The sequence below is a fragment of the Amycolatopsis sp. NPDC051371 genome, from assembly GCF_040682155.1.
Taxonomy (GTDB): Bacteria; Actinomycetota; Actinomycetes; order Mycobacteriales; family Pseudonocardiaceae; genus Amycolatopsis.
On sequence record NZ_JBFBAG010000006.1, the window covers coordinates 13,736 to 34,444 of the forward strand.

Here is a 20,709-nt window from a genome sequence, read left to right on the forward strand (position 1 = left end):
AACAAAGAGTCGCCGATGGGATAAAGTGCGCTCTGTGTCCACATATTGTCACCTCCCTACGTTCGCCTACCTGAGTAGGTAAGGTAGATGTCGAGTGCTTACCTACATTCTACGACCGCCGGGCGGTCGTTAGGTAGTGATGATGTGGTAACGACCGAGCACGTCGGGGCCGAACTGCGCCGGCTGCGCAAGGCCGCCGGGCAGACCCAGGCGGACGTGGCCCGGATCGTGGGCGTGAGCCGCGCGAACCTGACGCAGTGGGAGACCGGGCGCTACCTGCCGTCGGTCGAGAACGCCCGGCTGCTCGACGATCACTTCCGTGCGGCGAATGCGCTGGTGGAGATGGCCGAAGCGGCCCGCTCACCCGCGCCGGCGACCGCCGGGACCCTGACCACCGGCGGCTCCCTGCTCGAGGTTTTCCGCCGGGCCGGGACCAGTCTCGCCGAGGAGCTGATCCGCGACGAAAACGGTCGCGCGGTCGGCTGGCGGCACAACCTCCAGAAGCGGGGCGCGCACACGACGCTCGCCACCGCTTACGGGATCTCGGCGATGGTCGTGGTAGGCGAGCCCTACATCGACCTACATGCCGTCGTGAAGGACCTTTACGACAAGCGTTCCGAGTTCGGCTGGCGGGGCCGGTCGGAGGGCCGCCGTCCCGAGGTCACGGCGGCGGTCGTGGGCGCCCTGTTCCAGGCCAGCACCATCCTCTCGGCCGAGGAGGGGCTCGCCCACATCGAGCACTCCCTCGACGACCGCACCCGGACGCGGCCGTTCCTGCTCGCGGCCGCTCTGCGCACTTCGGTCCGGCTCGGGCCGGACGCCCCGCTCACCCGGCGCCTGACGGACGACCTCCTCGCGGCCCGGCTCGACTTCGACGGCGTCCCGCTCTGGGGCGAGAAGAAGGAAGACGGACTGGTCGCACCCGAGCCCTCCACCGCCCACACCGCGCGGGCGGTGGTGGCCCTGCGCGAGCTGCTGCGCTCCGGGCACGGCAGCGACGAAGTCCGTGACGCCGTCGAGGTCGGCACCCGGTGGCTCGTCGAGCGGATCCACCCCGATGACGGCGTGTCCGAAGACCTCGCACTGCCGCAGCCGAACGGGCCGGACGTGCGGGTCACGATCAAGCACTTCACCTCCGCCTGGGTTCTCCAGGCACTGGCCGAGGCGCCACAAGTGCCGGTGGCCAGGCTGAGCCGCGCGCTGAATTCGTTGTGGGAACGCTACGAACCCTCGCTCGGCCTGTGGGCCTGGGGCAGTGGCGACCTCCCGATCTGGATGACGCTCGACGCCGTGACGGCTCTGCGCGCCGTCGCTCTGGCGTTCCCGGCCCCGCAATTCCTACCTCCGTCAGCCGCAGAATAGAGACCCGCACCATGAGCACGACCCCTCCGGTGGTCAACGGCGACCACCCGTTCCCGCGACAGCTCGCGGAAGCGTTGCGCGGCAACGGTTCCCGGCCCGGCTTGGACCAGCTCCAGGCGACGGCGGAGCACATCCGCGCCCACCGCGGCGCGTTCGCGGACTGGCTGCGCGACCTGGCCGCCGACGCCCCGGCCGTCGCCGAGATCGCGAAACGCTCTTACTGGCACCCCAACGGCTTCGCGAAGATCGTCCTCCACACGGGCGTCGAGCCCGAGTTCCGCATTCGCTTGCACGTCTGGCCGCGGAGCGAAACGGTGTCACGCGGGGAGTCCAATCCGCACAGTCACCGCTGGGAGTTCGCGTCCCACGTCCTGACCGGCACCGGGATGCACATGGTCGACTTCGCCGAGACCGTCGAGGGCGGCAAGCCCTTCCGGCGGTTCCGCTACGGCGCCGACCCCGCGGACCCCGCCGCCTTGGTGCCGGACGGCGAGGTGCGGCTCAAACGCCGGGCGGTGCCGCACGTCCAAGGCGGCGACGTCTACACGTGCGACACCTCGGTCGTCCACACGGTGCGGCCGATCGACGCCGGGCTGACCGCGACGGTCGTGGTCCAGGGGCCCCGCCGGACGCCCACCACCGTCGTCTACTGCGAGCCGGGGGAAAGCGACGACCAGCCGAACTTCGACCTCACCGGAGAAGATTTCGACGAGCTCGTGACCGCGGTCCTGGCGAGCCTCGACAGCGAGGTCGCACCATGATGCTCGTGAAGCGGGACCGGCAGGGCGTGCTGACCGACCGGGGCATCCAGCGGGCCCACGCGACGGGTGAACTGCGGGTGGACCCGTTCGACGCCGCGCTCGTGCGCCCGGCGGCGCTCAGCCTGCGGCTCGGGCACGAGGCGTTCTCCCTCGTGGCACACGGGCCGGTCGACGTGGCGGACCGCTCGACCCACCCCGAACTGGTCCTGAAGGAGCCGGACAGCCGCGGCCGGCTGGCCATCGAGCCCGGGGAGGTCGTCCTGGCGCCGACGCTGGAGAAGATCGGCCTGTCCGAGAACCTGGCCGGTCTCGTCGACGGCACCAGCGACTACGCGCGGCTCGGGATCGGTGTCGTGCTGTGCGGTCAGGTCAGCCCCGGCTTCGGCCGCGACACCGGTGCCGTGCTCACCCTGGAGATCGTCAACCACCTCCGGCACCCGGTGCTGTTGTATCCAGGCGCCCGGATCTGCAACTTGATGCTGTTCGCTTCGTCCGGGAGCGAGCGGCCCTACGGCGCCATGCCGCACAACTATTCGAGCGACCACGCGGTCGTCGCGTCCCGATTGGCGGATCATGTCCGGCACGACTGAGCTTTGCCTCGGCGACCTGGGTGAGCAGCGGATCCAGCGGGAAGTACTGCAGCCGAGGTACGGCGGCACCGAGGGTTTCGGGGACGACAGCGCGTTCCTGGCGAAAGTGGATACGCCGAGTGAGCTCGTCGCGACCACCGACAGCTGTCCGACGCCGGTGGTCAACATCCTTCGCGAACCCGATCTGTTCCACGCCGGCTGGTTGCTGGCCACGATCAACCTGTCCGACCTGGCCGCCGCCGGAGCCGAACCGCTCGGGCTCGTCGTCAACTACACCCTGCCCAAGACGACGACCGTGCGGGCGTTCCAACGGCTGCTCGACGGTGTCGACGCTTGCTGCGCCGCGCACGGCACGAAGGTCGCGGGCGGCGACATCCGGGACGGTGCCCTTCAGCTGACCGCGACGGCCATCGGGCGGTGTGCGCCGGGCAGCAGGCTGCGGCGCTCCGGTGCGGCGGCCGGGGACCGCCTTCTGCTCGTGGGCTCCCCCGGCTACCTCTGGGCCGCGGCGCTGCTGGAGACCGGGCGCGCGACGCTCCCGGAACCGGCCAGGACCGAGATCTGGCAGCGCGCCTGCCGCCCGATGGCGCAGCTCGATGCGGGGAAGCTGCTGGCCGGATACGCGCGGGCCGCGATGGACGTCTCCGACGGCCTGTTCGCGACGGTCCGCACGCTGTGCGAGGCGAACGGCCTCGGCGCGGCGGTCACCGGCGAGTTCGAACTCGAGGAACCGCTGGCGGAAGTGGCCGCCCAGTGCGGTCTGCGCCCGTTCGACCTCGCGCAGACCTGGGGCGACTGGGGTTTGGTCGCGGTGGTCCGGACCGAGGACGTCAAGGTGGTCGAAAAGACCCTGCGCGCGGAAGGCGTCGCGGTTCAGGAAATCGGAACGCTCACCGAGGACAAGCAGCTGAACGTGGGAACCGCTCCCTGGCAAGGGATCGCCCAGGAGCGGTTCTCGACGAATTCGTGGCACGGCGGTGAACTGTCCACTTTGGTCACCGAGGTGCTGGGTCTCTAGCTGTGCGCCCGCAACGGCACCACGTTGCTCGGCAGGACCGTCCGCTCACGCGGGGCCTCGGTCGGGCTGATCGTCAGCGTCACGAGGCTCGCGTACCGCGGGTGGCGGTCGACGTACACCTCCGGGACCGCGCACGCCGCCGCGAGGACCGCGCGGTTGCGGTGCAGGTGCTCGAACGCTTCGCGGCCGAACAGCGACACCACGACGTCGCCGCCGCGGGGGCGCGACCACAGGATCGCCGGGAGGCGGCCGCCGGGCAGGCGCAGCAGAGGGAACGCCGCGCGCAGGCGGTGCTGCAGCCGGACCGCCTGGAGCCGGGTGCGCACCTGGCGGCGCCGCAGCAGCGCCCACCCGACTGCGGCGGCGAAGACCCCCGACGCCCACAGCGGGCCGGCCCACAGGGCGAACGTCACCAGGACGTAGGGGAGCAGCGTCACCGCCAGGATCTCCCACCGCCAGTGGTAGAGCCGGGCGGGGAACGACGCTTGCCTGCTGGTCATTTCCGTGTTCCTTCCGGTGAGCCGGCGGCGCAGGAGGCCGCCGAGGTGGCGCGAGAGACGTCCGGCGGCGATGCCGGCCACGAGGGCCGCGACGATCGCCAGCCCGGGCGTCATGTCGGAATCCGTGTCTTCGGGGCGGGCTCTTCCCGGCCTTCGGGCCGGAGGTCGCGATCCCGGCCGAGCTTGTAGGTCCAGCGCCACCCCGCCCAGATCGCGACGACCGAACCCAGCAGGACCAGCACGAAGGCCTGGCCGACCAGGCCGTCGAGAGGTGCCAGCCGAAGCAGCACCAGCAGCGCCCAGATCTGCGTCGCGGTGAACGGGATGACGAGCCCGGCCGCGAAGACGCCCCGGCGCCAGCGGCTCTGGCTCGGTGCGGTGGTGTAGGGGTCCATGAATGCCCTCCTCTGCCCGTGGATCCAGGAAACCTCCGGCTCGCCGCACCGTCTGTGTCAGCTGACACAGAAGGCGGGATTCAGCTCGCCAGTCGTCGAAGTTCGGCCAGGCGGTGGATCGTCACCTGTCTTCTGCCGGTGCTGATCACGCCCTGGCGCCGCAGATCGCGGGTCGCGCGGGCCCAGGACTCGCGGGAGATCGCCGCGGTCATCGCCAGCTCGGCCTGCGTCGCGGGGACGGAGATCCGGATGTCCGGCCCGTGGGCGACACCGTGCTGGACGGCCAGCTGCATCAGCTGCGCGGCCACCCGCCGCGCGGCGGCACCGCCCCCGAGCTCCAGCCACTGCCGGCCGACCGACCGCAGCCGCGTCGACAGCACGAGCAGCAGCGCCCAGGAGATCCGCGACCGCGTCCGGCACAGCGTGGCGAAGCGGTCGCCCGGCACCTCGAGCACGTCCACGTCGTCGAGCGCTTCGACGGTCGCCGAGCGCGGTTGCGCGTCGATCGCGGCCAGCTCGCCGATGACGTCGCCCGGACCGCGCACGCCGACGACGACCTCGCGCCCGTCCGGCGTCCCGTGCACGATCCGCACGTGCCCGGCGAGCAGCACCAGCACGACGCTTGAGCGGTCGCCTTCCCGGCAGAGGGTTCCGCCGCGCGGACAGGTGCGCCGCGTGGCGGACTCCGTCAGCACCCGGCGATCGGCCGGGGCCAGGTCGGCCCAGAATCCCGTCGGTTCCACGTCCCCACCTCGCTCCGGTCCTACGCGGTCAGTCCCTTCTCCGGCACGCCGACTTCGGGCGTGCAGAGCCAGCCTCGGAGCCGCTCGTCGCCGAGCTTGATGTAGACGGCCTGGGTAAAGGCGCTCCGGTCGATGCCGGGGTAGCCCTGCCGCACGACCGCGCGGTGGATCTCCTGCGAGACGGCGAGCGCGAGCGGCGCGGTCGTTTCGCTCAGCCGCCGCTTCAGCTCGGGGGCGTCGACCAGCCGGCAGGCGATGTCGACGTCCTCGCCGTAGGAGGCGCGCGAGTCGCGGTGCACCTCACCGGCGTGCACGGCGACGCGCAGCCGGAAGGCGAGTTCGGGGTGACTTTCGGTGTGCTTCTCCAGCAGATCGCCCAGCGCGGGGACGACGGTGGTGAGCAGGAGCGTCTTCGGCAGCTGGTCGAGGGGCTTGATCAGGCACAGTGCTCCGTCGCCGCGGTCAACGAAGGGATCGCGGTGCTTCCTGCCGATCCCGCCGGCCGCGAGGGCCTCGTCGAGCAGCTCGAAGAGGACCGTGCGGAGCTGGGTGCGCACCGAGTTCGTCCGCGCGGTCGACTTCTCGATGTCGACCGCCACGATGGCCCGGTGCCGGGGTATGTCAGCTGAGGTGTCCATGGCCCGCTCCCTGCCTTCAGGTGTGAACTGAAGTTCAGTCAACTTAACTGTAGGGGTTGAAGTACCCTGGAACAACCAAGTTGAATCGGCGTTACCCGTTTGGCACCAGGGAGTTCGGGTCGACGTAACGTTTCAGTCCCACCTGTAGCGGGTCGACGACATCGCCTTTAGCTACAGGGAGTATTATCGCACCACTCTTGGCACTACTGAAATTTACTGAAGGGCGGCGAAGATCGTGTCCCCAGTCGAGCCGCAGCCTGCGCTCGCTCGCCGCCTCAAGGCCCTGAGGGCGAGACACTGGCCCGACGTGGGAATCAGGCAAGGGCAGCTCGCCAAGGTGTTCGGTGGGGTCAGTGCCTCGCTCATTTCGTCGTGGGAGAACGCGGAGAAGCCGGTCAGTCCGCCCGTCAAACGGCTCGAGGCCTACGCGACGCTCTTCGCGACTCGGCGCTCGTTGTCCGGTGGGTCCCTGCGGCTCCTCACGCTCGAAGAACTGACGGACGACGAGCGCGCCCAGCGCAAGGAACTCCTCGAAGAGCTGCTGCGGCTGCGCGAAGGCAAGGAAACCCGCGGAGTCGGCGCGAGTGACGTCTGGACTTTTCCCGAGGGTGAAGATGTCACTATCGTGTGCGCTGAACTGCCCCGCGAGCTCCGGGACCACATGAGCTACGCGGACCCGGAGAGTGCCGATTTCGTCACTCTCTACACTTACGCCGACCCGGACGCGCTGATCGAGCTTTACGGACACATCCGGGCGCGCAACCCCGAAAACAACGTCAGCTTCCTCAAGACCGAGGATCTGACCCCCGACGACTACACGACCCACCTCGTACTTCTGGGTGGCGTCGACTGGAACACCGTCACCGCCGCCGTGATCGAGCGGGTGGACCTGCCGGTGGAACAGGTAGTGCGCGCCGAGAACGAGCCGACCAGCGAACCTGGCGGGTTCCGGGTGCAGCGTGACGGCGGGACAGTGCTCTTCCCGCCCCTCCTGGACAGCGAAGGTCACCTGTTGGAAGACGTGGCACATTTTTACCGAGGCGTCAGCCCGTTCAACCAAAAGCGCTCCGTGACCGTGTGCAATGGTATGTACGGTCGTGGCACTCTCGGCGCGGTGCGCGCCTTGACGGACCGCAGGTTCCGTGATCGCAATCGCGACTACCTGCGAACCCGGTTCGCCGGCGCGGAGTCCTACAGCATCATCAGTCGAGTCCCGGTGCTGGCGGGCAAGGGGCTGACTCCGGACTGGACGCTGCCCGAGAACCGCCTGCACGAGTGGCCCGAGGTCCCGTGAACGCGCGGCAGCACACCTCGCACCGGGGCTTGCTGACCCACTTCAAGGCCCCTGCTGCGCACGAGACGCTGGACGCGATCATCGTGCCCCATGGACGCCCGGCGGCCTATCTGGGAGAGGCCATCAACGCCGCCAAGCTTCTCGATGCCCACTTGGTGCTTCTCTGCAGCATGCGGGCCAACGCTTCGAGCGCGGCGTTGGCCGCGAAGCAGGAGGGCGTCCGGGTGACGGCCTTCGACGTCCACCTCCTGCCCGACCGGGTCGTGCCGAGGTTCGCGACGGACAAACTGCTCAGATTCGGGAAATTCCACCGGGCTGTCGACACCAGTCTCAAGCGGAACCTCGGCCTGCTTGTGTCGATCCTCGCCGGGTGGGAGCGGATCCTCTTCCTCGACGACGACATCATCCTGCCGCAACCGAGCGATCTCACGGCGGCGGCGGGCCTGCTCGCCGAGCATCCGGTCGTCGGCCTGGCGAACGCGGGAATGAAGGACAACTCGGTGGTCTGTCACGCGGTGCGTGACGCCGGTGGCAAACAGGACACGTTCATCGGCGGGGGCGCGCTCGTGGTCGGCGAAGCCGCGTTTTCTTCGTTCTTCCCCAACATCTACAACGAGGACTGGTTCTTCCTGCTGGACGGGCTGCGGCTGCGGCCGTCGGCTGAGGTCGGGACCGCTTGGCAGTATCCCTATGACCCGTACAACGATCGCCGAGCCCGCGGGGAGGAGCTGGGGGACACCCTCGCCGAGGGGGTGTTCGGTCTTCTCGACAACGGTCGCGGCCTGGCCGACGCCACGCACCGATACTGGGAAGAGTTCCTGCGCGAGCGGCGGCAGATCATCAGCACGACCATCGATCGGGTCCGGTCCTCGGAGATCGAACCGGAGCAGCGGGCAAGGATGGTCGCAGCGCTCAAGGCTTCGATCGGGCGCAGTCACCTGATCAGCCCGGAGCTGTGCGTCAGCTACCTGCAAGCCTGGCAGGCCGACTGCCTGCGTTGGCAACGGCACATCAGAGAGCTCCGGCGCGACCGCAGGGGTGGGCTGGGGATCGACGGTGCGCTGGCCACCCTCGGTATCGGCCACCTCACCCAGCCCGGCATCGACGGCCGGATCAGTACCGGCTCGACGCGCCGATCGCCCTGGGCTCGCCCCGCGGTGCCGGCGTGACCACACCCAGGTCCTTCACCAGGACGCAGCAGCGTTCCGGTACTTCGAGCACCCCGCCGTCGCGCAAGTTCACCTGCGCGTAGCAAGTGACCATGCCGTGGCCCCAGTCCTCGTAGCCCAGCCGGTCGTACAACCGGGCCGCGGCCGGGTTGTCCGTGCGGACCGCCAGCGCGACCCGGTCGTGGCCGAGCCCGATGAGGTGCTCCTCCACCGCGTCGACCAGGGCCGCGCCGACTCCGTGGTTGCGCAGCTCCGGGTGAACCTGCAGGTGGGTGAGCAGGGCGACGCCCGGCAGGTGCCGGCGGATCGGCGGCTCTTCGGCCTCCTCCAGCCACAGGTACACGGAACCGGCCGGACGCGGACCGAGCCACGCGAAGAAGAGGACTCCCTGATCTTTCCGCTGGCGCAGCCAGCGATCGATGAGGAATCCGCCGTCGCCGAGGGCTGCGGCGAACGGGGGCAGGTCTGCGGATCGGGCCCGCCATACGTGGGGCTCGGTCATCTGCAGAAGCTCCGTTCTCCGGGTACTTCCATAGTGCCGGAGGCGGCACGGAGTTGACCAGGTCATCCGGCCTTGACCCTGCTTTCGTCGGTCCGTCCCTCAGGCGGCCGTGAGGTCGTAGACCGTCACGCCGTCCACCGTGGACGACTGGTACGTCGAGGCCACCCACTCCGCGATCTGCTGGGCCGCGTCCGAGCCGGTGCTGCCCTGCATCGTCAGGCCGTCGCCGAGGAAGTAGTGGATCTGCCCGCTCGCCACGTACTGCTGGAACTGTGCCAGCGTCGGATACGGGTCGGTGCCGTTGAAGCCGCCCACCGCCATCACCGGCGCGTCGCTGGCCAGCTGGTAGCCGGCGGCCGCGTTCGACAACACCGTCGCCGCCGTCCAGGTGTACTTCGACGCGTCCTGCCGGAGCAGTGCCGTCAGCTGAGCGCCCGGGAGGGTCGTGCTCAGCAGCGATCCCGGGCCGCCGCCGAAACCGCCTCCGCGACCGCCGCCGGGGCCGCCACCGCCGAAGCCGCCCGGGCCGCCGCCGAAGCCGGACGAAGGGCCCGCCGACGGGATCGCTCCGCTGTGGGTCGTCGCCGCTGTCGCCACCGTGTACGCGCCGGTGCCGGCCAGCACCACGACCAACGCGAACGCGGCCACCGCGGACGCCGCCCAGCGGGTCAGGTGCGCGGCGAAGAACAGCGCCACGGCCGCCAGCAGACCGCCGACCAGCACCGTCGGGGCCAGCCACGGCTGCCACGACGAGTCCGACAGCAACAAGTACGTCGTCACGGCGGTCAAGGCCACGCCACCGCTGAGCAAGCCGGACGCCGCGGGACGCGACCGCAACAGCCACAGCTGGACCGCCGCCGTGCCCACCAGCGCCGCGATCGCCGGGGCCAGCGCGACCGTGTAGTACGGGTGGATGATCCCGCCCATGTAGCTGAACACCAGGGCCGTCACCAGCAGCCAGCCGCCCCACACCAGCAGGGCCGCCCGCGATCGGTCGGTGCGCGGTGCGCGGCCGGTGAACCACAGGCCGGCGCCCAGTGCGAGCAGCGCGGCGGGGATCAGCCACGCTATGCCGCCCGCCATCTCGCTGCCGAACAGGCGGGTCAGGCCGGTCGAGCCCCAACCACGGCCGCCACCGCCGCCGACGCTGCCCACCTCGTCGCCCGTGATGCGGCCGAAACCGTTGTAGCCGAACACCAGCTCCCACAGCGAGTTCGTCTGCGAACCGCCGATGAAGGGCCGGTCGGCCGCCGGCCAGAGCGCGACGACCACGAGGTACCAGCCCGCCGCCACGATCGTCGAGACGAGAGCGCCCAGCAGGTGCAGCAGCCGCTTGCCCAGCGACACCGGCGCGGCGACGAGATACGCGAGGGCAAAGGCCGGCAGCACCAAGAACGCCTGCAGCATCTTGGCCAGGAAGCCGAACCCGACCGCGACGCCGGCCAGCACGAGCCAGCGAGGGCTCGCCTTCTCGAGTGCGCGGACCACGCAGTACGCGCCCGCGACCAGCAGCAGCACGAGCAGCGCGTCGGGATTGTCGAAGCGGAACATCAGCGCCGCCGCGGGCGTCAGGGCCAGCACCAGGCCCGCGACGAGCCCGGCGGCCGGGCCGGAGGTCCGCTTGACCGTCGCGTACAGCAGCCAGACCGAGCCGACGCCCATCAGCGCCTGCGGCACCAGGACGCTCCACGCGTTGACGCCGAACACCCGCGCCGAGAGGCCCATGACCCACAGCGCGGCCGGGGTCTTGTCCACGGTGATCGCGTTCGCGGCGTCGCTGGAGCCGAAGAACAGCGCCTTCCAGCTCTCCGAACCGGCCTGCGCGGCCGCGGAGTAGAAGGCGTTGGCCCAGCCGGAGGCGCCGAGGCCCCACAGGTAGAGCACGGCCGTCCCGAGCAGCAGCACGGCGAGCGCGGGCCGGTGCCAGGTCCGGCGGGCGGGCGACGAAGGGGTCACGACGGTTTCGCGTGACGCGAGAGCGGTCATGAGATCAGCTTCCGGTCTCCAGCTGGGGCCGGGTTGTGCCGACGCTGTGCACTCGCTGTGCGGGCACGGCCACGGGCAGCCGCACCGCGAACTCCGTCCGGCCGGGACGGCTGTGCACGTCGATCGTGCCGTGGTGGGCGACGACGACGGCGCACGCGATCGCCAGCCCGAGCCCGGTGCTGCCGGCGTTGCGGGAGCGCGACGAGTCGCCGCGGGCGAACCGCTCGAAGACGTCCGGCAGCAGGTCCGGCGCGATGCCGGGCCCGTTGTCGGTCACCGTGAGCACGGCGCTGCCGTCGCCCGAGCGGCCGAGCGAGGTCGTCACCGTGGTGCCGGACGGGGTGTGCGTGCGGGCGTTGGCCAGCAGGTTCGCCAGCACCTGGTGCAGCCGCTGGACGTCGCCGAACACGAGCACCGGGTCCGGGGGCAGCTCGAGCAGCCACCGGTGCTCGCGTCCGGCGACCCGGGCGTCGCCGACGGCGTCGGCGACCAGCCGGGTGAGGTCGATGTCGCGCACGTCCAGCGGGCGGCCCGCGTCGAGGCGCGCCAGCAGCAGGAGGTCCTCGACGAGCGCGCTCATCCGGACGGCCTCGGACTGGATCCGGTTCATCGAGTGCGCGACGTCCGGCGGCACCAGCGCGCTGCCGCGGGCGGCCAGCTCGGCGTACCCGCGGATGGCGGCCAGCGGCGTCCGCAGCTCGTGGCTGGCGTCCGCGACGAACTGGCGGGTGCGCAGTTCGCTGTCGTGCCGGGCTTCCAGGGCCTGCGCGACGTGGCCGAGCATCAGGTTCAGCGCCGAGCCGACCTGGCCGACCTCGGTCCGCGGGTCGGTGTCGGCCTCCGGGACGCGGATCGACAGCGCCACCTGCCCGCGGTCGAGCGGCAGCTCGGTGACCCGCGCGGCGGTGGCCGCGACGCGCTCGAGCGGCCGGAGCGTCCGGCGGACCGCGAACGCGCCGAGGAAGGCCGCGCCGAGCACGCCCGCGGCGGCGACGCCGAAGAGGATCAGCCCGACGGTGAGCAGCGTGTCGTCGACCGGCTTCAGCGGCAGGCCGGTGACCACGACGTCGGACATCCCGGGGACTGGCAGCGCCATCAGGCGGTACTCGCCGAGATCGTCGAAGGACAGGGTGTGCGGCTTGCCGTCGGCCGGCACCGAGAGCATGACGGCCTGCTGAGCCGCGGTGAGCTTCAGGCGTGAACCGTGCTCGGAAATGCTGTCGTCGTGGACGAGCAGCTGTCCGTCGAAGGTGCCGCTCACGGTGCCGACGTTCTGCCCGAGCGGGTGTTCGCCCGCTTGGTCGTCGGGCTGCGGACCCCCGTCCGGGGGGTGGGCGTTGCTCGCGAAGACGAGCGAGCGCGACGCCGCGGCGGACAGCTGCTGGTCGATCTGGCGGGTGAGGAACAGGTCGAGCGCGAGCTCGCTGACGATCCCGACGATCAGGCACACCACGGTGAGCAGCACGACCATCGAGCCGGTCAGCTTCGCGCGCAGCGAAAAGCGCCCCCGGCGGGGGTGCGGCGGGACGGTTCGCGCGGCCATGGACCAAGCGTCCGTCCGCGCCGTGTGTGCGGGTTGTGTGCTGCCTGTGAGGCGGCTGTGGGGTGACCGCCCGGTCGCGGATGTCCGAATCCTCCGGTCACAGGAACGGCTGACGGCAAGCACAGTCCGCACACAGCGAGCGGCCCCACCGTGGATCGCATCGAAGCATCTCGTTAAGGAGCAACACCATGACCACACCGCAGGCACCGTCCACTCCGGACCAGACGTGGGGCGCGGCCCCCGCACCGGGCGCGCCGCCGCGGCCGGGCTGGTCGCCGGGCAAGAAGATCGCGGCGGGTGCCGTCGCGGTGGCGATCGTGGCCGGCGGGGGAGCGGCGGTCTGGGCCGCTTCGTCGTCTTCGGCGTCGACCGACAGCGCCACCGGGCCGGGCGGGATGCAAGGCGGCCCCGGCGGCATGACGGGCGGCGCCGGCGGCCTGGGTTCGGCGTTGCACGGCGAGTACGTGTCTTCGGACGGGAACGGTGGCTACGTCACGAAAATCATGCAGACCGGCGAAGTGACGGAGCTGAGCGCGACATCGCTCACCGCGAAGAGCGACGACGGGTTCTCGAAGACGTACACGATCACGTCGGCCCAGGCGACGGGCCTGGCGACCGGCGACACGGTGACGGTGGTGGCGACGGAGTCGGGCGACACGGCGACAGCGACCTCGGTGACCGACGGCGCGGCCGGCGGTCAGGGCCAGCTGCCGGGCGGCGGCCAGGGAACCCCGCCTTCGGGAGCCCCGACCCGGACCGGCTGACGCGAGTTTCGAGCGCCCCAATGTGGCCTTGGTTGCGCTCAACGCACCCAAGGGGCCCTTCGGTGCGTTCAACGCACCGAAGGCCACATTGGGGCGCTTGGCCCGGGTGGGTCAGCGACGGTCGTAGTCGACCGCGACCTCCGGGGTCGTCGCGCGGGAGCGGCACGTCAGGATCCGGGCCGAAGCGACGTCGTCGACCGTCAGCGCGTACCGGACGTCCATGTCGACCTGGCCGTGCAGCAGCGTCGCCCGGCAGGTGCCGCACGCGCCGCCCGTGCACGAGTACGGCACCTCGAACCCGGCCCGCAACGCCGCGTCCAGCACGGTCTCGCCGGCCGACGCCGGGACGCACGTCGTCGTCCCGCCGAGCGTCACCGCCACCTGAGCGGGCGTGCCCGCCGGGTCGCGCAGGGGGGCCGCGCCGCGGAAGAGTTCGAAGTGGACGTTCTCGTCCGGGACGTCCGCGTCGGCCAGCGTCCGGCGGACCAGGTCCATCAGGCCGCGCGGCCCGCACAGGAACCACTCGTCGACCTTCGCCGGGTGCAGGCGGTTCTGCAGCAGCGCGCGCAGCCGCGTCCCGTCGAGCCGCCCGCGCTGGTAGCGCTCGTGCGAAATCGCGAGGGCCTCGCCGATCGTGTCGAACTGCCGGGGCCGGTGCGCGTGCAGGTCCGGGTCGCGCTCGTCGGTCCGGTAGTGGACGACGTGCAGGCGCCCGCCGAACCCGTCGGCGAGCGCGCTCAGCTCGCGCGCGAAGAGCGTCGTCGCGCCCGAAGTGTTTACGTACAACAGGGTCGCGCGGCTGTGCGGCTCCGCGGCCAGCGCACTGACCACCATGGACAGCACCGGCGTGATGCCGCTGCCCGCGGCCAGCGCGACGTAGTGCGCGGTCCGCGAAGGATCGGGTGTGAGCGTGAACCCTCCCGACGGCGGCAGCACGTCGAGGAAGTCGCCCACGGCCAGCGTCGTGGTCGCGAACCCGGAGAACGCCCCGCCCGGACGCCGCTTCACCGCGATCCGCAGCTCGCCCGACGCCGCCGGCGCGCAGATCGAGTACGTTCGGCGCACCGGCCGCCCGTCGAGCACCGCGCGGACCGCCACGTGCTGGCCCGGGAGGAACCGGAACTCGCTCGCGAGCTGCGGCGGGACGTAGAAGGTGATCGCGACGGCTTCCGCGGTCAGCGGGCTGATCTCGCGCACGCGCAGCCGGTGGAAGCGGCTCGGCCCGAGCGGGGGCGCGGCCGGCGCGGGCACGGCGACGTCGGGTTCGGTTTCCAGGCCCACGGCCACCCGATACTCCTCGGCGGTCAGGTCCCGGCCCCAGGCGGTGCTGATCGGGACGTCGTGGGCCAGGTAGGCCTCGCGGTTCTCCAGCCAGACCCGCCGGTACCGGTGGAACGGCACGGCCGGGTGCAGGTGGTGCACCAGGTGCAGGTTCTGCGCCATCAGCACCGGCGTCAGCAGCCGTTCGAGGCCGATCCGGACGCGGGTGGTGCCGAACCGGCCGCGCGGCCCGGCGGCGGGCAGGCCGTGGTGCGGCAGCCAGCCGAACGACCAGGCGAGCAGGCCCAGCCCCAGCCGCTGCGGCAGCAGGTACACGAACAGCAGCTCGGCGCCGTACCCCGCCGAGACCAGCGCCGCCGCGGCCGACAGGGCGGCCGCCAGCACCACCAGCGTCTCGGCCAGCTCGTGCGGGGGCCGGGACCGCAGCCGGGCGAAGTAGCAGCGCGCGTAGGAGACGTCGAGCGTCAGCCAGCGCAGCGGAAGCTGCCAACGGGGGCCGCGCGACGTCCAGGCGTCCGGATCGGCGCGGACCGACGCGTTGGTGTGGCGGTGGTGTTCACCGTGGACGTGCCGCAGGGAGGGGAACGAGGCGTACGCCGCGACGAACGGGACGGCCAGCCGGCCGAGCACCTCGTTGACCCAGGTCAGCTTCCCGGCCGAGTGGTGCGCCGACTCGTGCACCACCGTGTACATCGCGAAGGTGACGACGGTGTTCAGCACGACGGTCACGACCACCGGCACCAGCCCGGCGAGCAGCAGCCAGGTGGCGACGCCCCACAGCGCGGCGGCACCGGCGAACAACAGCAGCGACGGCACCGAGACAGCGGGCAGCGCGATCCGGGGGGAGGGCACCGCGCGGGCGGTGACCACCCCGGTCGCGGGCGCCGCCACTGTGACGGAACCGTGCGGCTCGGTGACGGCGACGGACATCGAGCGGTCTCCTCGGTCGAGAAGCTCCTGGCCAGGCGGGAGTCACCGTAGACAACCCGTCCGGGTTTGTAAACGTTGGAGCAGGCTTCGAAAAAAGGTGTCGGCCAGCGGAACGGAAGCCGCGGGTAAGCTCACGGTGTGAAGGCGGTCACCCACCCCGTCCCGGCGCGCACCCGGGAGAAGCTGCTGGCCGCGGCGGCCGACGTCATCCGCGCCGACGGCTGGGCCGCCGTGACGATGGGCAAGCTGGCGGCGCAGGTCGGCGTGAGCAGGCAGACCGTCTACAACGAACTGGGCTCCAAGGCCGAGCTCGCCAAGGCGCTGATGCTGTGCGAGACCGACCGCTTCGTCGAGCGCGTGAACGACGACGTCGCCGCGCACCCGGACGACCCGGTCGAGGGCGTCACGGCCGCGTTCCGGCACAGCCTCGAGGCCGCCCACGCCAACCCGCTGCTGGAGATCGCTCTCGGCGGCCAGCAGGGCGGCCGCGACGACTTCCTCCCGCTGCTGACCTCGCAGCCGGAGGCGGTGCTCGGCCGGGCCGTCGAGGCCGTCGCGGCGGTGTTCGCGCGCAGCTACCCCGGGGTTGCGCTGACGGCGTCGGAGTGGGCGGTGGCGGTCGAGGCGTTCGTGCGGCTGCTGCTTTCCCACCTGGTGCAGCCGAGCGGCTCGGCCGAGCACGCGAGCGGCCAGATGCGCTGGGTGATCGGCCGGATGCTCGGGTCGTGACGCGGTCCGCGCATCGGTCCTGACGCCGCAGGTGGCCCCCGCCCCGGCGGCGATGGCCACTGGCCTAGACTCGGACGTCCCGGTCTGCAGGTGACCGGGGCCATTTCCGCAGGATTGTCCTACACAATCGTTACCGCTCGAGGAGAAGACCTTGAAGAGCACCGTCGAGCAGCTGAGCCCGACGCGAGTCAAGATCAATGTCGAGGTGCCGTTCGACGAGTTGAAGCCGAACTTCGACCGCGCCTACCGCAAGATCGCCCAGCAGGTGCGCATCCCGGGCTTCCGGCCCGGCAAGGCGCCCGCTCGCGTCCTGGAAAGCCGGATCGGGCGCGGCCCGGTGCTCGACGAGGTCGTCAACGAGGCCATCCCGGCCAAGTACATGGAGGCGGTCCGCGAGAACGAGGTCCGCACGCTCGGGAACCCGGAGTTCGACGTCACGAAGCTCGAGGACCGCGACGTCCTCGAGTTCACCGCCGAGGTGGACGTGCGCCCGGCGATCGAGCTGCCCGACCTCGAAGGCTTCGCGGTCACCGTGGACGACGTCGAGCTGACCGACGCGGAGGTCGACGAGCAGCTCGACGAGCTGCGCGCCCGCTTCGGCACGCTGACCGGCGTCGAGCGCCCGGCCGAGACCGGTGACTTCGTCTCGATCGATCTGGCCGCGACCGTCGACGGCGAGGCCGTCGAGGAGGCCGCCACCACCGGGCTGTCCTACGAGATCGGCTCCGGCCAGCTCGTGGACGGCATCGACGAGGCCATCGTCGGGGCGAACGCCGGCGAGACCAAGACGTTCACCACCCAGCTCGTCGCCGGCGACCACGCCGGCAAGGACGCCGAGGTGACCGTGACCGTCCAGTCGGTCAAGCAGCGCGAGCTGCCCGAGGCCGACGACGAGTTCGCCCAGATGGCGAGCGAGTTCGACACGATCGAGGAGCTCAAGGGCGACCTTCGGGACCGCCTCGGCCGCGTCAAGAAGATGCAGCAGGGTGTCCAGGCGCGCGACAAGGTGCTCGACGAGCTCCTGGAGCGCACCGAGGTGCCGATCCCGGAGAAGGTCCTCGACTCCGAGATCGAGAACCGCAAGCACGACGCGATCCACCCGTTCGACCACGACGAGGCCCAGTTCGCGCAGGCTCTCGAGGCCGAAGGCCGCACGCTGGAGGAGTTCGACGCGGAGACCCGCACCGAGTCGGAGAAGGCCGTCCGCACGCAGCTGCTGCTGGACACCATCGCCGACAAGGAAGAGGTCTCGGTCAACGACGGCGAGCTGACCGAGCGGATCATCTACCAGGCCCAGCGCTTCGGGATCAGCCCGGACGAGTACGTCCAGCGCGCCCAGCAGTCCGGCCAGCTGACCGCGATCTACGCCGATGTGCGCCGCGGCAAGGCGCTCGCCTCCGTGGTCCGGAAGGCGAACGTCACCGACGGCTCGGGTGCCGAGGTCGACCTCTCCGAGCTGTTCGGCAGTGACGAGCCGGCCGCCGACGAGGCAACTCAGGAGACGCAGGTCACCGACGAGGCGGCGAAGACTCCGGCGGAGTGAAGCTGTGAGCGAACTTGGGCGGTGTCAGGCATTCTGCACCGCCCAAGTTCGTTAGGGTCGGATACAAGATCTCAAGCATCTGAAACGACAGCGGCGGCCGTCAGCACCGGGCCGCCGCCGGCGAAAAGGCAGGCAGACGTGACGCAGCACACGCCCGAGGCGCGGACCGGCACCGCAGGGCTCACCCTCACCGACTCGGTGTTCGAGCGATTGCTCCAGGAGCGCATCGTCGTCCTCGGTTCCGAGGTCAACGACGAGATCGCCAACCGGATCACCGCGCAGCTGTTGCTGCTCGACGCCGACGACGCCGAGTCCGACATCCGCTTCTACATCAACTCGCCGGGCGGTTCGGTCACCGCCGGGTTCGCCATCTACGACACCATGCAGCTCATCCGCCCGGACGTCGCGACCTACGCGATGGGCATGGCGGCCTCGATGGGGCAGTTCCTGCTCTCCTCGGGCACGCCGGGCAAGCGGTACGCGCTGCCGCACGCGCGCATCCTGATGCACCAGCCGTCGGCCGGCGTCGGCGGCACGGCGTCGGACATCGCGATCCAGGCCGACCTGTTCAACAAGTGGAAGCAGGAGCTGGCCAAGATCACGGCCGACCAGACCGGCCAGACGGTCGAGCAGATCATCAAGGACGGGGACCGCGACCGCTGGTTCACCGCGCAGGAGGCGAAGGACTACGGGTTCGTCGACCACGTCCTCACCGCCAACATCGCCCGTCCGGGCTCGAACTGAGCGCGAAGCACACAGGAGACTCGATCATGAGCAACTTCAGGCTCCCGGGTGACTTCCGGGCTCCGAACACTCCCCAGTCGCGGTACATCCTGCCGTCGTACGTCGAGCGCACCAGCTACGGCGTCAAGGAGTCGAACCCGTACAACAAGCTGTACGAAGAGCGGGTCATCTTCCTCGGCGTGCAGGTGGACGACGCGTCGGCCAACGATGTGATGGCCCAGCTGCTGCACCTCGAGCACGAGGACCCGGACCGCGACATCCTGGTCTACATCAACTCGCCGGGTGGCTCGTTCACCTCGCTGATGGCGATCTACGACACCATGCAGTTCGTCCGCCCGGACATCCAGACGTACTGCCTCGGCCAGGCCGCCTCGGCCGCCGCGGTGCTGCTGTCGGCCGGCACGCCGGGCAAGCGCTACGCGCTGCCGAACTCGCGCGTGCTGATCCACCAGCCGGCCACCGAGGGCACGTACGGCCAGGTCTCCGACCTGGAGATCCAGGCGAACGAGATCCAGCGGGTGCGGCGCCAGATGGAGGTCATCCTGGCGAAGCACACGAACAAGGACCCGGACCAGATCCGCAAGGACATCGAACGGGACAAGATCCTGACCGCCGACGAGGCCAAGGCGTACGGCATCATCGACGAGGTGCTTCCGTACCGCAAGGCGTCGGCTCTCTAGATCCGCCAGGCCGGTGTGTGTCGAGGAGACGACATACACCGGCACTCTGGTTTAGGGTCGTCCTCTGACGTGCTCCCGGCGCTCGTGGGTGTTCCCGCCCACGGCATCGGACGGGTACCGTCAGTGGCAATGCGTGAGGCTCCGCTCGGTCGTCCGTGACCGGGGCAGCACCGTCGCAACACACGTCAGGCGCGGCAACCCGCGCCGGAGGGGACGAGGTCACAGGCCATGGCACGGATCGGTGACGGCGGAGACCTGCTGAAGTGTTCTTTCTGCGGGAAGAGCCAGAAGCAGGTGAAGAAGCTCATTGCCGGCCCCGGGGTCTACATCTGCGATGAGTGCATCGACCTCTGCAATGAGATCATCGAGGAGGAGCTGGCCGAGGCCGGCGACGTCAAGCTCGACGAGCTGCCCAAGCCCGCCGACATCCACGAGTTCCTCGAGCAGTACATCATCGGGCAGGAGGACGCCAAGCGGACTCTCGCAGTAGCGGTCTACAACCACTACAAGCGGATCCAGGCGGACGACAAGGCCGGGCCGAAGGACTCCAAGGAGGAGTCGGTCGAGCTGGCCAAGTCGAACATCCTGATGCTCGGCCCCACCGGGTGCGGCAAGACCTACCTCGCGCAGACGCTGGCGAAGCTGCTCAACGTGCCGTTCGCGATCGCGGACGCCACGGCGCTGACCGAGGCCGGGTACGTCGGCGAGGACGTCGAGAACATCCTGCTCAAGCTCATCCAGGCGGCGGACTACGACGTCAAGCGGGCCGAGACCGGGATCATCTACATCGACGAGGTCGACAAGATCGCCCGCAAGAGCGAAAACCCGTCGATCACGCGGGACGTCTCCGGCGAGGGTGTCCAGCAGGCGCTGCTGAAGATCCTCGAGGGCACCACCGCCTCGGTGCCGCCGCAGGGCGGCCGGAAGCACCCGCACCAGGAGTTCATCCAGATCGACACGACGAACGTGCTGTTCATCGTGGCCGGCGCGTTCGCCGGGCTGGAGAAGATCATCAACGAGCGGGTCGGCAAGCGCGGGCTCGGCTTCGGCGCGGAGATCCGCACGAAGTCCGAGATCGAGGAGAGCGACGTCTTCTCGGACACCATGCCCGAGGACCTGATCAAGTTCGGGCTGATCCCGGAGTTCATCGGCCGGCTCCCGGTCGTGGCGACGGTCAACCACCTGGACAAGGAATCGCTGGTCAGCATCCTCACCCAGCCGCGCAACGCCCTGGTGAAGCAGTACAAGAAGCTCTTCGAGATGGACAACGTCGAGCTCGAGTTCACCAAGACCGCGCTCGAAGCGATCGCCGACCAGGCGGTCCTGCGCGGGACCGGTGCCCGCGGGCTGCGCGCCATCATGGAAGAAGTGCTGCAGCCGGTCATGTACGACATCCCGAGCCGCGACGACGTGGCGAAGGTCGTGATCACCGAGCAGACCGTCCGGGAGAACGTGAACCCGACGATCGTCGCCCGGCAGCCGACGCGGCGCACGCGCAGCGAGCGCGGCGAGAAGTCGGCCTGAGGCCGGGCGTCTC

20 protein-coding genes are annotated in these 20,709 nt (G+C 70.4%); 12 read left to right on the forward strand and 8 right to left on the reverse strand.

Annotated features, from left to right (window positions below; genetic code table 11):
* Nucleotides 1-87: 87 nt before the first annotated feature.
* The 4 genes from AB0M59_RS09790 to AB0M59_RS09805 are packed head-to-tail and all read left to right on the forward strand — an operon-like array spanning nt 88 to nt 3,731.
* Nucleotides 88-1,362 carry a helix-turn-helix transcriptional regulator gene (locus AB0M59_RS09790; RefSeq protein ID WP_364611530.1) on the forward strand — a complete coding sequence of 425 codons (1,275 nt, stop codon included), beginning with the start codon at nt 88-90 and terminating at the stop codon, nt 1,360-1,362.
* A gap of 11 nt (nt 1,363-1,373) precedes the next feature.
* A complete protein-coding gene (locus tag AB0M59_RS09795) occupies nt 1,374-2,123 on the forward strand; it encodes a hypothetical protein (RefSeq protein WP_364611533.1) in 750 nt (249 codons plus the stop codon).
* Nucleotides 2,120-2,713: a dCTP deaminase gene (dcd, locus tag AB0M59_RS09800; RefSeq protein WP_364611536.1), complete on the forward strand. Its 594-nt coding sequence runs from the start codon at nt 2,120-2,122 to the stop codon at nt 2,711-2,713. Before AB0M59_RS09795 ends, dcd begins: the two co-directional genes overlap by 4 nt.
* Entirely contained in the window at nt 2,697-3,731 is a 1,035-nt protein-coding gene (locus AB0M59_RS09805; RefSeq protein ID WP_364611539.1) for a thiamine-phosphate kinase, read from the forward strand. The genes dcd and AB0M59_RS09805 overlap by 17 nt, the downstream gene beginning before the upstream one ends.
* Here AB0M59_RS09805 and AB0M59_RS09810 read toward each other — a convergent pair.
* From AB0M59_RS09810 to AB0M59_RS09825, 4 genes are all read right to left on the reverse strand, one after another.
* Nucleotides 3,728-4,345: a hypothetical protein gene (locus tag AB0M59_RS09810; RefSeq protein WP_364611542.1), complete on the reverse strand. Its 618-nt coding sequence runs from the start codon at nt 4,343-4,345 to the stop codon at nt 3,728-3,730. The two genes, AB0M59_RS09805 and AB0M59_RS09810, sit on opposite strands and share 4 nt — an antisense overlap.
* Nucleotides 4,342-4,626, reverse strand: a complete 285-nt coding sequence (locus tag AB0M59_RS09815; protein WP_364611545.1) for a hypothetical protein — start codon at nt 4,624-4,626, stop codon at nt 4,342-4,344. Before AB0M59_RS09815 ends, AB0M59_RS09810 begins: the two co-directional genes overlap by 4 nt.
* 80 nt (nt 4,627-4,706) lie before the next feature.
* Complete coding sequence (locus AB0M59_RS09820; RefSeq protein WP_364611548.1) at nt 4,707-5,369, reverse strand: Crp/Fnr family transcriptional regulator; 663 nt, start codon at nt 5,367-5,369, stop codon at nt 4,707-4,709.
* A 20-nt stretch (nt 5,370-5,389) separates the two neighbouring features.
* Complete coding sequence (locus tag AB0M59_RS09825; protein WP_364611551.1) at nt 5,390-6,007, reverse strand: hypothetical protein; 618 nt, start codon at nt 6,005-6,007, stop codon at nt 5,390-5,392.
* Nucleotides 6,008-6,314: 307 nt separating this feature from the next.
* Between AB0M59_RS09825 and AB0M59_RS09830 the strand changes: the two genes are divergently transcribed.
* Together AB0M59_RS09830 and AB0M59_RS09835 are read left to right on the forward strand one after the other, a co-directional pair.
* The gene (locus AB0M59_RS09830) at nt 6,315-7,301 is read left to right on the forward strand and encodes an XRE family transcriptional regulator (protein WP_364611554.1); all 987 of its coding nucleotides are present in this window, start codon (nt 6,315-6,317) and stop codon (nt 7,299-7,301) included.
* Nucleotides 7,298-8,470 carry a hypothetical protein gene (locus tag AB0M59_RS09835; protein ID WP_364611557.1) on the forward strand — a complete coding sequence of 391 codons (1,173 nt, stop codon included), beginning with the start codon at nt 7,298-7,300 and terminating at the stop codon, nt 8,468-8,470. Before AB0M59_RS09830 ends, AB0M59_RS09835 begins: the two co-directional genes overlap by 4 nt.
* Here AB0M59_RS09835 and AB0M59_RS09840 read toward each other — a convergent pair.
* The 3 genes from AB0M59_RS09840 to AB0M59_RS09850 all read right to left on the reverse strand — a co-directional run bounded on the left by AB0M59_RS09840 (nt 8,415) and on the right by AB0M59_RS09850 (nt 12,501).
* Nucleotides 8,415-8,972, reverse strand: coding sequence for a GNAT family N-acetyltransferase (locus tag AB0M59_RS09840; RefSeq protein WP_364611559.1), 558 nt, complete (start codon nt 8,970-8,972; stop codon nt 8,415-8,417). The two genes, AB0M59_RS09835 and AB0M59_RS09840, sit on opposite strands and share 56 nt — an antisense overlap.
* A gap of 99 nt (nt 8,973-9,071) precedes the next feature.
* Complete coding sequence (locus AB0M59_RS09845) at nt 9,072-10,958, reverse strand: glycosyltransferase family 39 protein (RefSeq protein ID WP_364611562.1); 1,887 nt, start codon at nt 10,956-10,958, stop codon at nt 9,072-9,074.
* 4 nt (nt 10,959-10,962) lie between these two features.
* Entirely contained in the window at nt 10,963-12,501 is a 1,539-nt protein-coding gene (locus AB0M59_RS09850; RefSeq protein WP_364611564.1) for an ATP-binding protein, read from the reverse strand.
* Between the two features lie 188 nt (nt 12,502-12,689).
* On the opposite strand from AB0M59_RS09850, the gene AB0M59_RS09855 reads away from it, so the two are divergent.
* Entirely contained in the window at nt 12,690-13,265 is a 576-nt protein-coding gene (locus AB0M59_RS09855) for a hypothetical protein (protein WP_364611566.1), read from the forward strand.
* 111 nt (nt 13,266-13,376) lie between these two features.
* Here the strand turns inward: AB0M59_RS09855 and AB0M59_RS09860 are convergent, their stop codons facing one another.
* Nucleotides 13,377-15,476, reverse strand: a complete 2,100-nt coding sequence (locus AB0M59_RS09860; protein ID WP_364611569.1) for a fatty acid desaturase — start codon at nt 15,474-15,476, stop codon at nt 13,377-13,379.
* A 138-nt stretch (nt 15,477-15,614) separates the two neighbouring features.
* Here AB0M59_RS09860 and AB0M59_RS09865 point away from each other — a divergent pair, with 138 nt between their 5' ends.
* The 5 genes from AB0M59_RS09865 (at nt 15,615) to clpX (ending at nt 20,696) form a co-directional block, all read left to right on the forward strand.
* Entirely contained in the window at nt 15,615-16,205 is a 591-nt protein-coding gene (locus tag AB0M59_RS09865; protein ID WP_364611572.1) for a TetR family transcriptional regulator, read from the forward strand.
* 151 nt (nt 16,206-16,356) lie between these two features.
* Nucleotides 16,357-17,748: a trigger factor gene (gene tig, locus AB0M59_RS09870; protein ID WP_364611575.1), complete on the forward strand. Its 1,392-nt coding sequence runs from the start codon at nt 16,357-16,359 to the stop codon at nt 17,746-17,748.
* Between the two features lie 138 nt (nt 17,749-17,886).
* A complete protein-coding gene (locus AB0M59_RS09875; protein WP_364611578.1) occupies nt 17,887-18,492 on the forward strand; it encodes an ATP-dependent Clp protease proteolytic subunit in 606 nt (201 codons plus the stop codon).
* A gap of 26 nt (nt 18,493-18,518) precedes the next feature.
* Nucleotides 18,519-19,172 carry an ATP-dependent Clp protease proteolytic subunit gene (locus AB0M59_RS09880; protein WP_364611581.1) on the forward strand — a complete coding sequence of 218 codons (654 nt, stop codon included), beginning with the start codon at nt 18,519-18,521 and terminating at the stop codon, nt 19,170-19,172.
* Between the two features lie 228 nt (nt 19,173-19,400).
* Nucleotides 19,401-20,696: an ATP-dependent Clp protease ATP-binding subunit ClpX gene (gene clpX, locus AB0M59_RS09885; RefSeq protein WP_360276013.1), complete on the forward strand. Its 1,296-nt coding sequence runs from the start codon at nt 19,401-19,403 to the stop codon at nt 20,694-20,696.
* Nucleotides 20,697-20,709: the final 13 nt, after the last annotated feature.

Excerpts from the sequence above, each read along its gene's own strand:
- AB0M59_RS09825 (WP_364611551.1), bottom strand. The coding sequence starts at position 6,007 with ATGGACACCTCAGCTGACATACCCCGGCACCGGGCCATCGTGGCGGTC.
- AB0M59_RS09815 (WP_364611545.1), bottom strand. The coding sequence starts at position 4,626 with ATGGACCCCTACACCACCGCACCGAGCCAGAGCCGCTGGCGCCGGGGC.
- clpX (WP_360276013.1), top strand. The coding sequence starts at position 19,401 with ATGGCACGGATCGGTGACGGCGGAGACCTGCTGAAGTGTTCTTTCTGC.
- AB0M59_RS09855 (WP_364611566.1), top strand. The coding sequence starts at position 12,690 with ATGACCACACCGCAGGCACCGTCCACTCCGGACCAGACGTGGGGCGCG.
- AB0M59_RS09880 (WP_364611581.1), top strand. The coding sequence starts at position 18,519 with ATGAGCAACTTCAGGCTCCCGGGTGACTTCCGGGCTCCGAACACTCCC.
- AB0M59_RS09795 (WP_364611533.1), top strand. The coding sequence starts at position 1,374 with ATGAGCACGACCCCTCCGGTGGTCAACGGCGACCACCCGTTCCCGCGA.
- dcd (WP_364611536.1), top strand. The coding sequence starts at position 2,120 with ATGATGCTCGTGAAGCGGGACCGGCAGGGCGTGCTGACCGACCGGGGC.
- AB0M59_RS09850 (WP_364611564.1), bottom strand. The coding sequence starts at position 12,501 with ATGGCCGCGCGAACCGTCCCGCCGCACCCCCGCCGGGGGCGCTTTTCG.
- AB0M59_RS09805 (WP_364611539.1), top strand. The coding sequence starts at position 2,697 with ATGTCCGGCACGACTGAGCTTTGCCTCGGCGACCTGGGTGAGCAGCGG.
- AB0M59_RS09840 (WP_364611559.1), bottom strand. The coding sequence starts at position 8,972 with ATGACCGAGCCCCACGTATGGCGGGCCCGATCCGCAGACCTGCCCCCG.
- AB0M59_RS09790 (WP_364611530.1), top strand. The coding sequence starts at position 88 with ATGTCGAGTGCTTACCTACATTCTACGACCGCCGGGCGGTCGTTAGGT.
- AB0M59_RS09810 (WP_364611542.1), bottom strand. The coding sequence starts at position 4,345 with ATGACGCCCGGGCTGGCGATCGTCGCGGCCCTCGTGGCCGGCATCGCC.
- AB0M59_RS09860 (WP_364611569.1), bottom strand. The coding sequence starts at position 15,476 with ATGTCCGTCGCCGTCACCGAGCCGCACGGTTCCGTCACAGTGGCGGCG.
- AB0M59_RS09845 (WP_364611562.1), bottom strand. The coding sequence starts at position 10,958 with ATGACCGCTCTCGCGTCACGCGAAACCGTCGTGACCCCTTCGTCGCCC.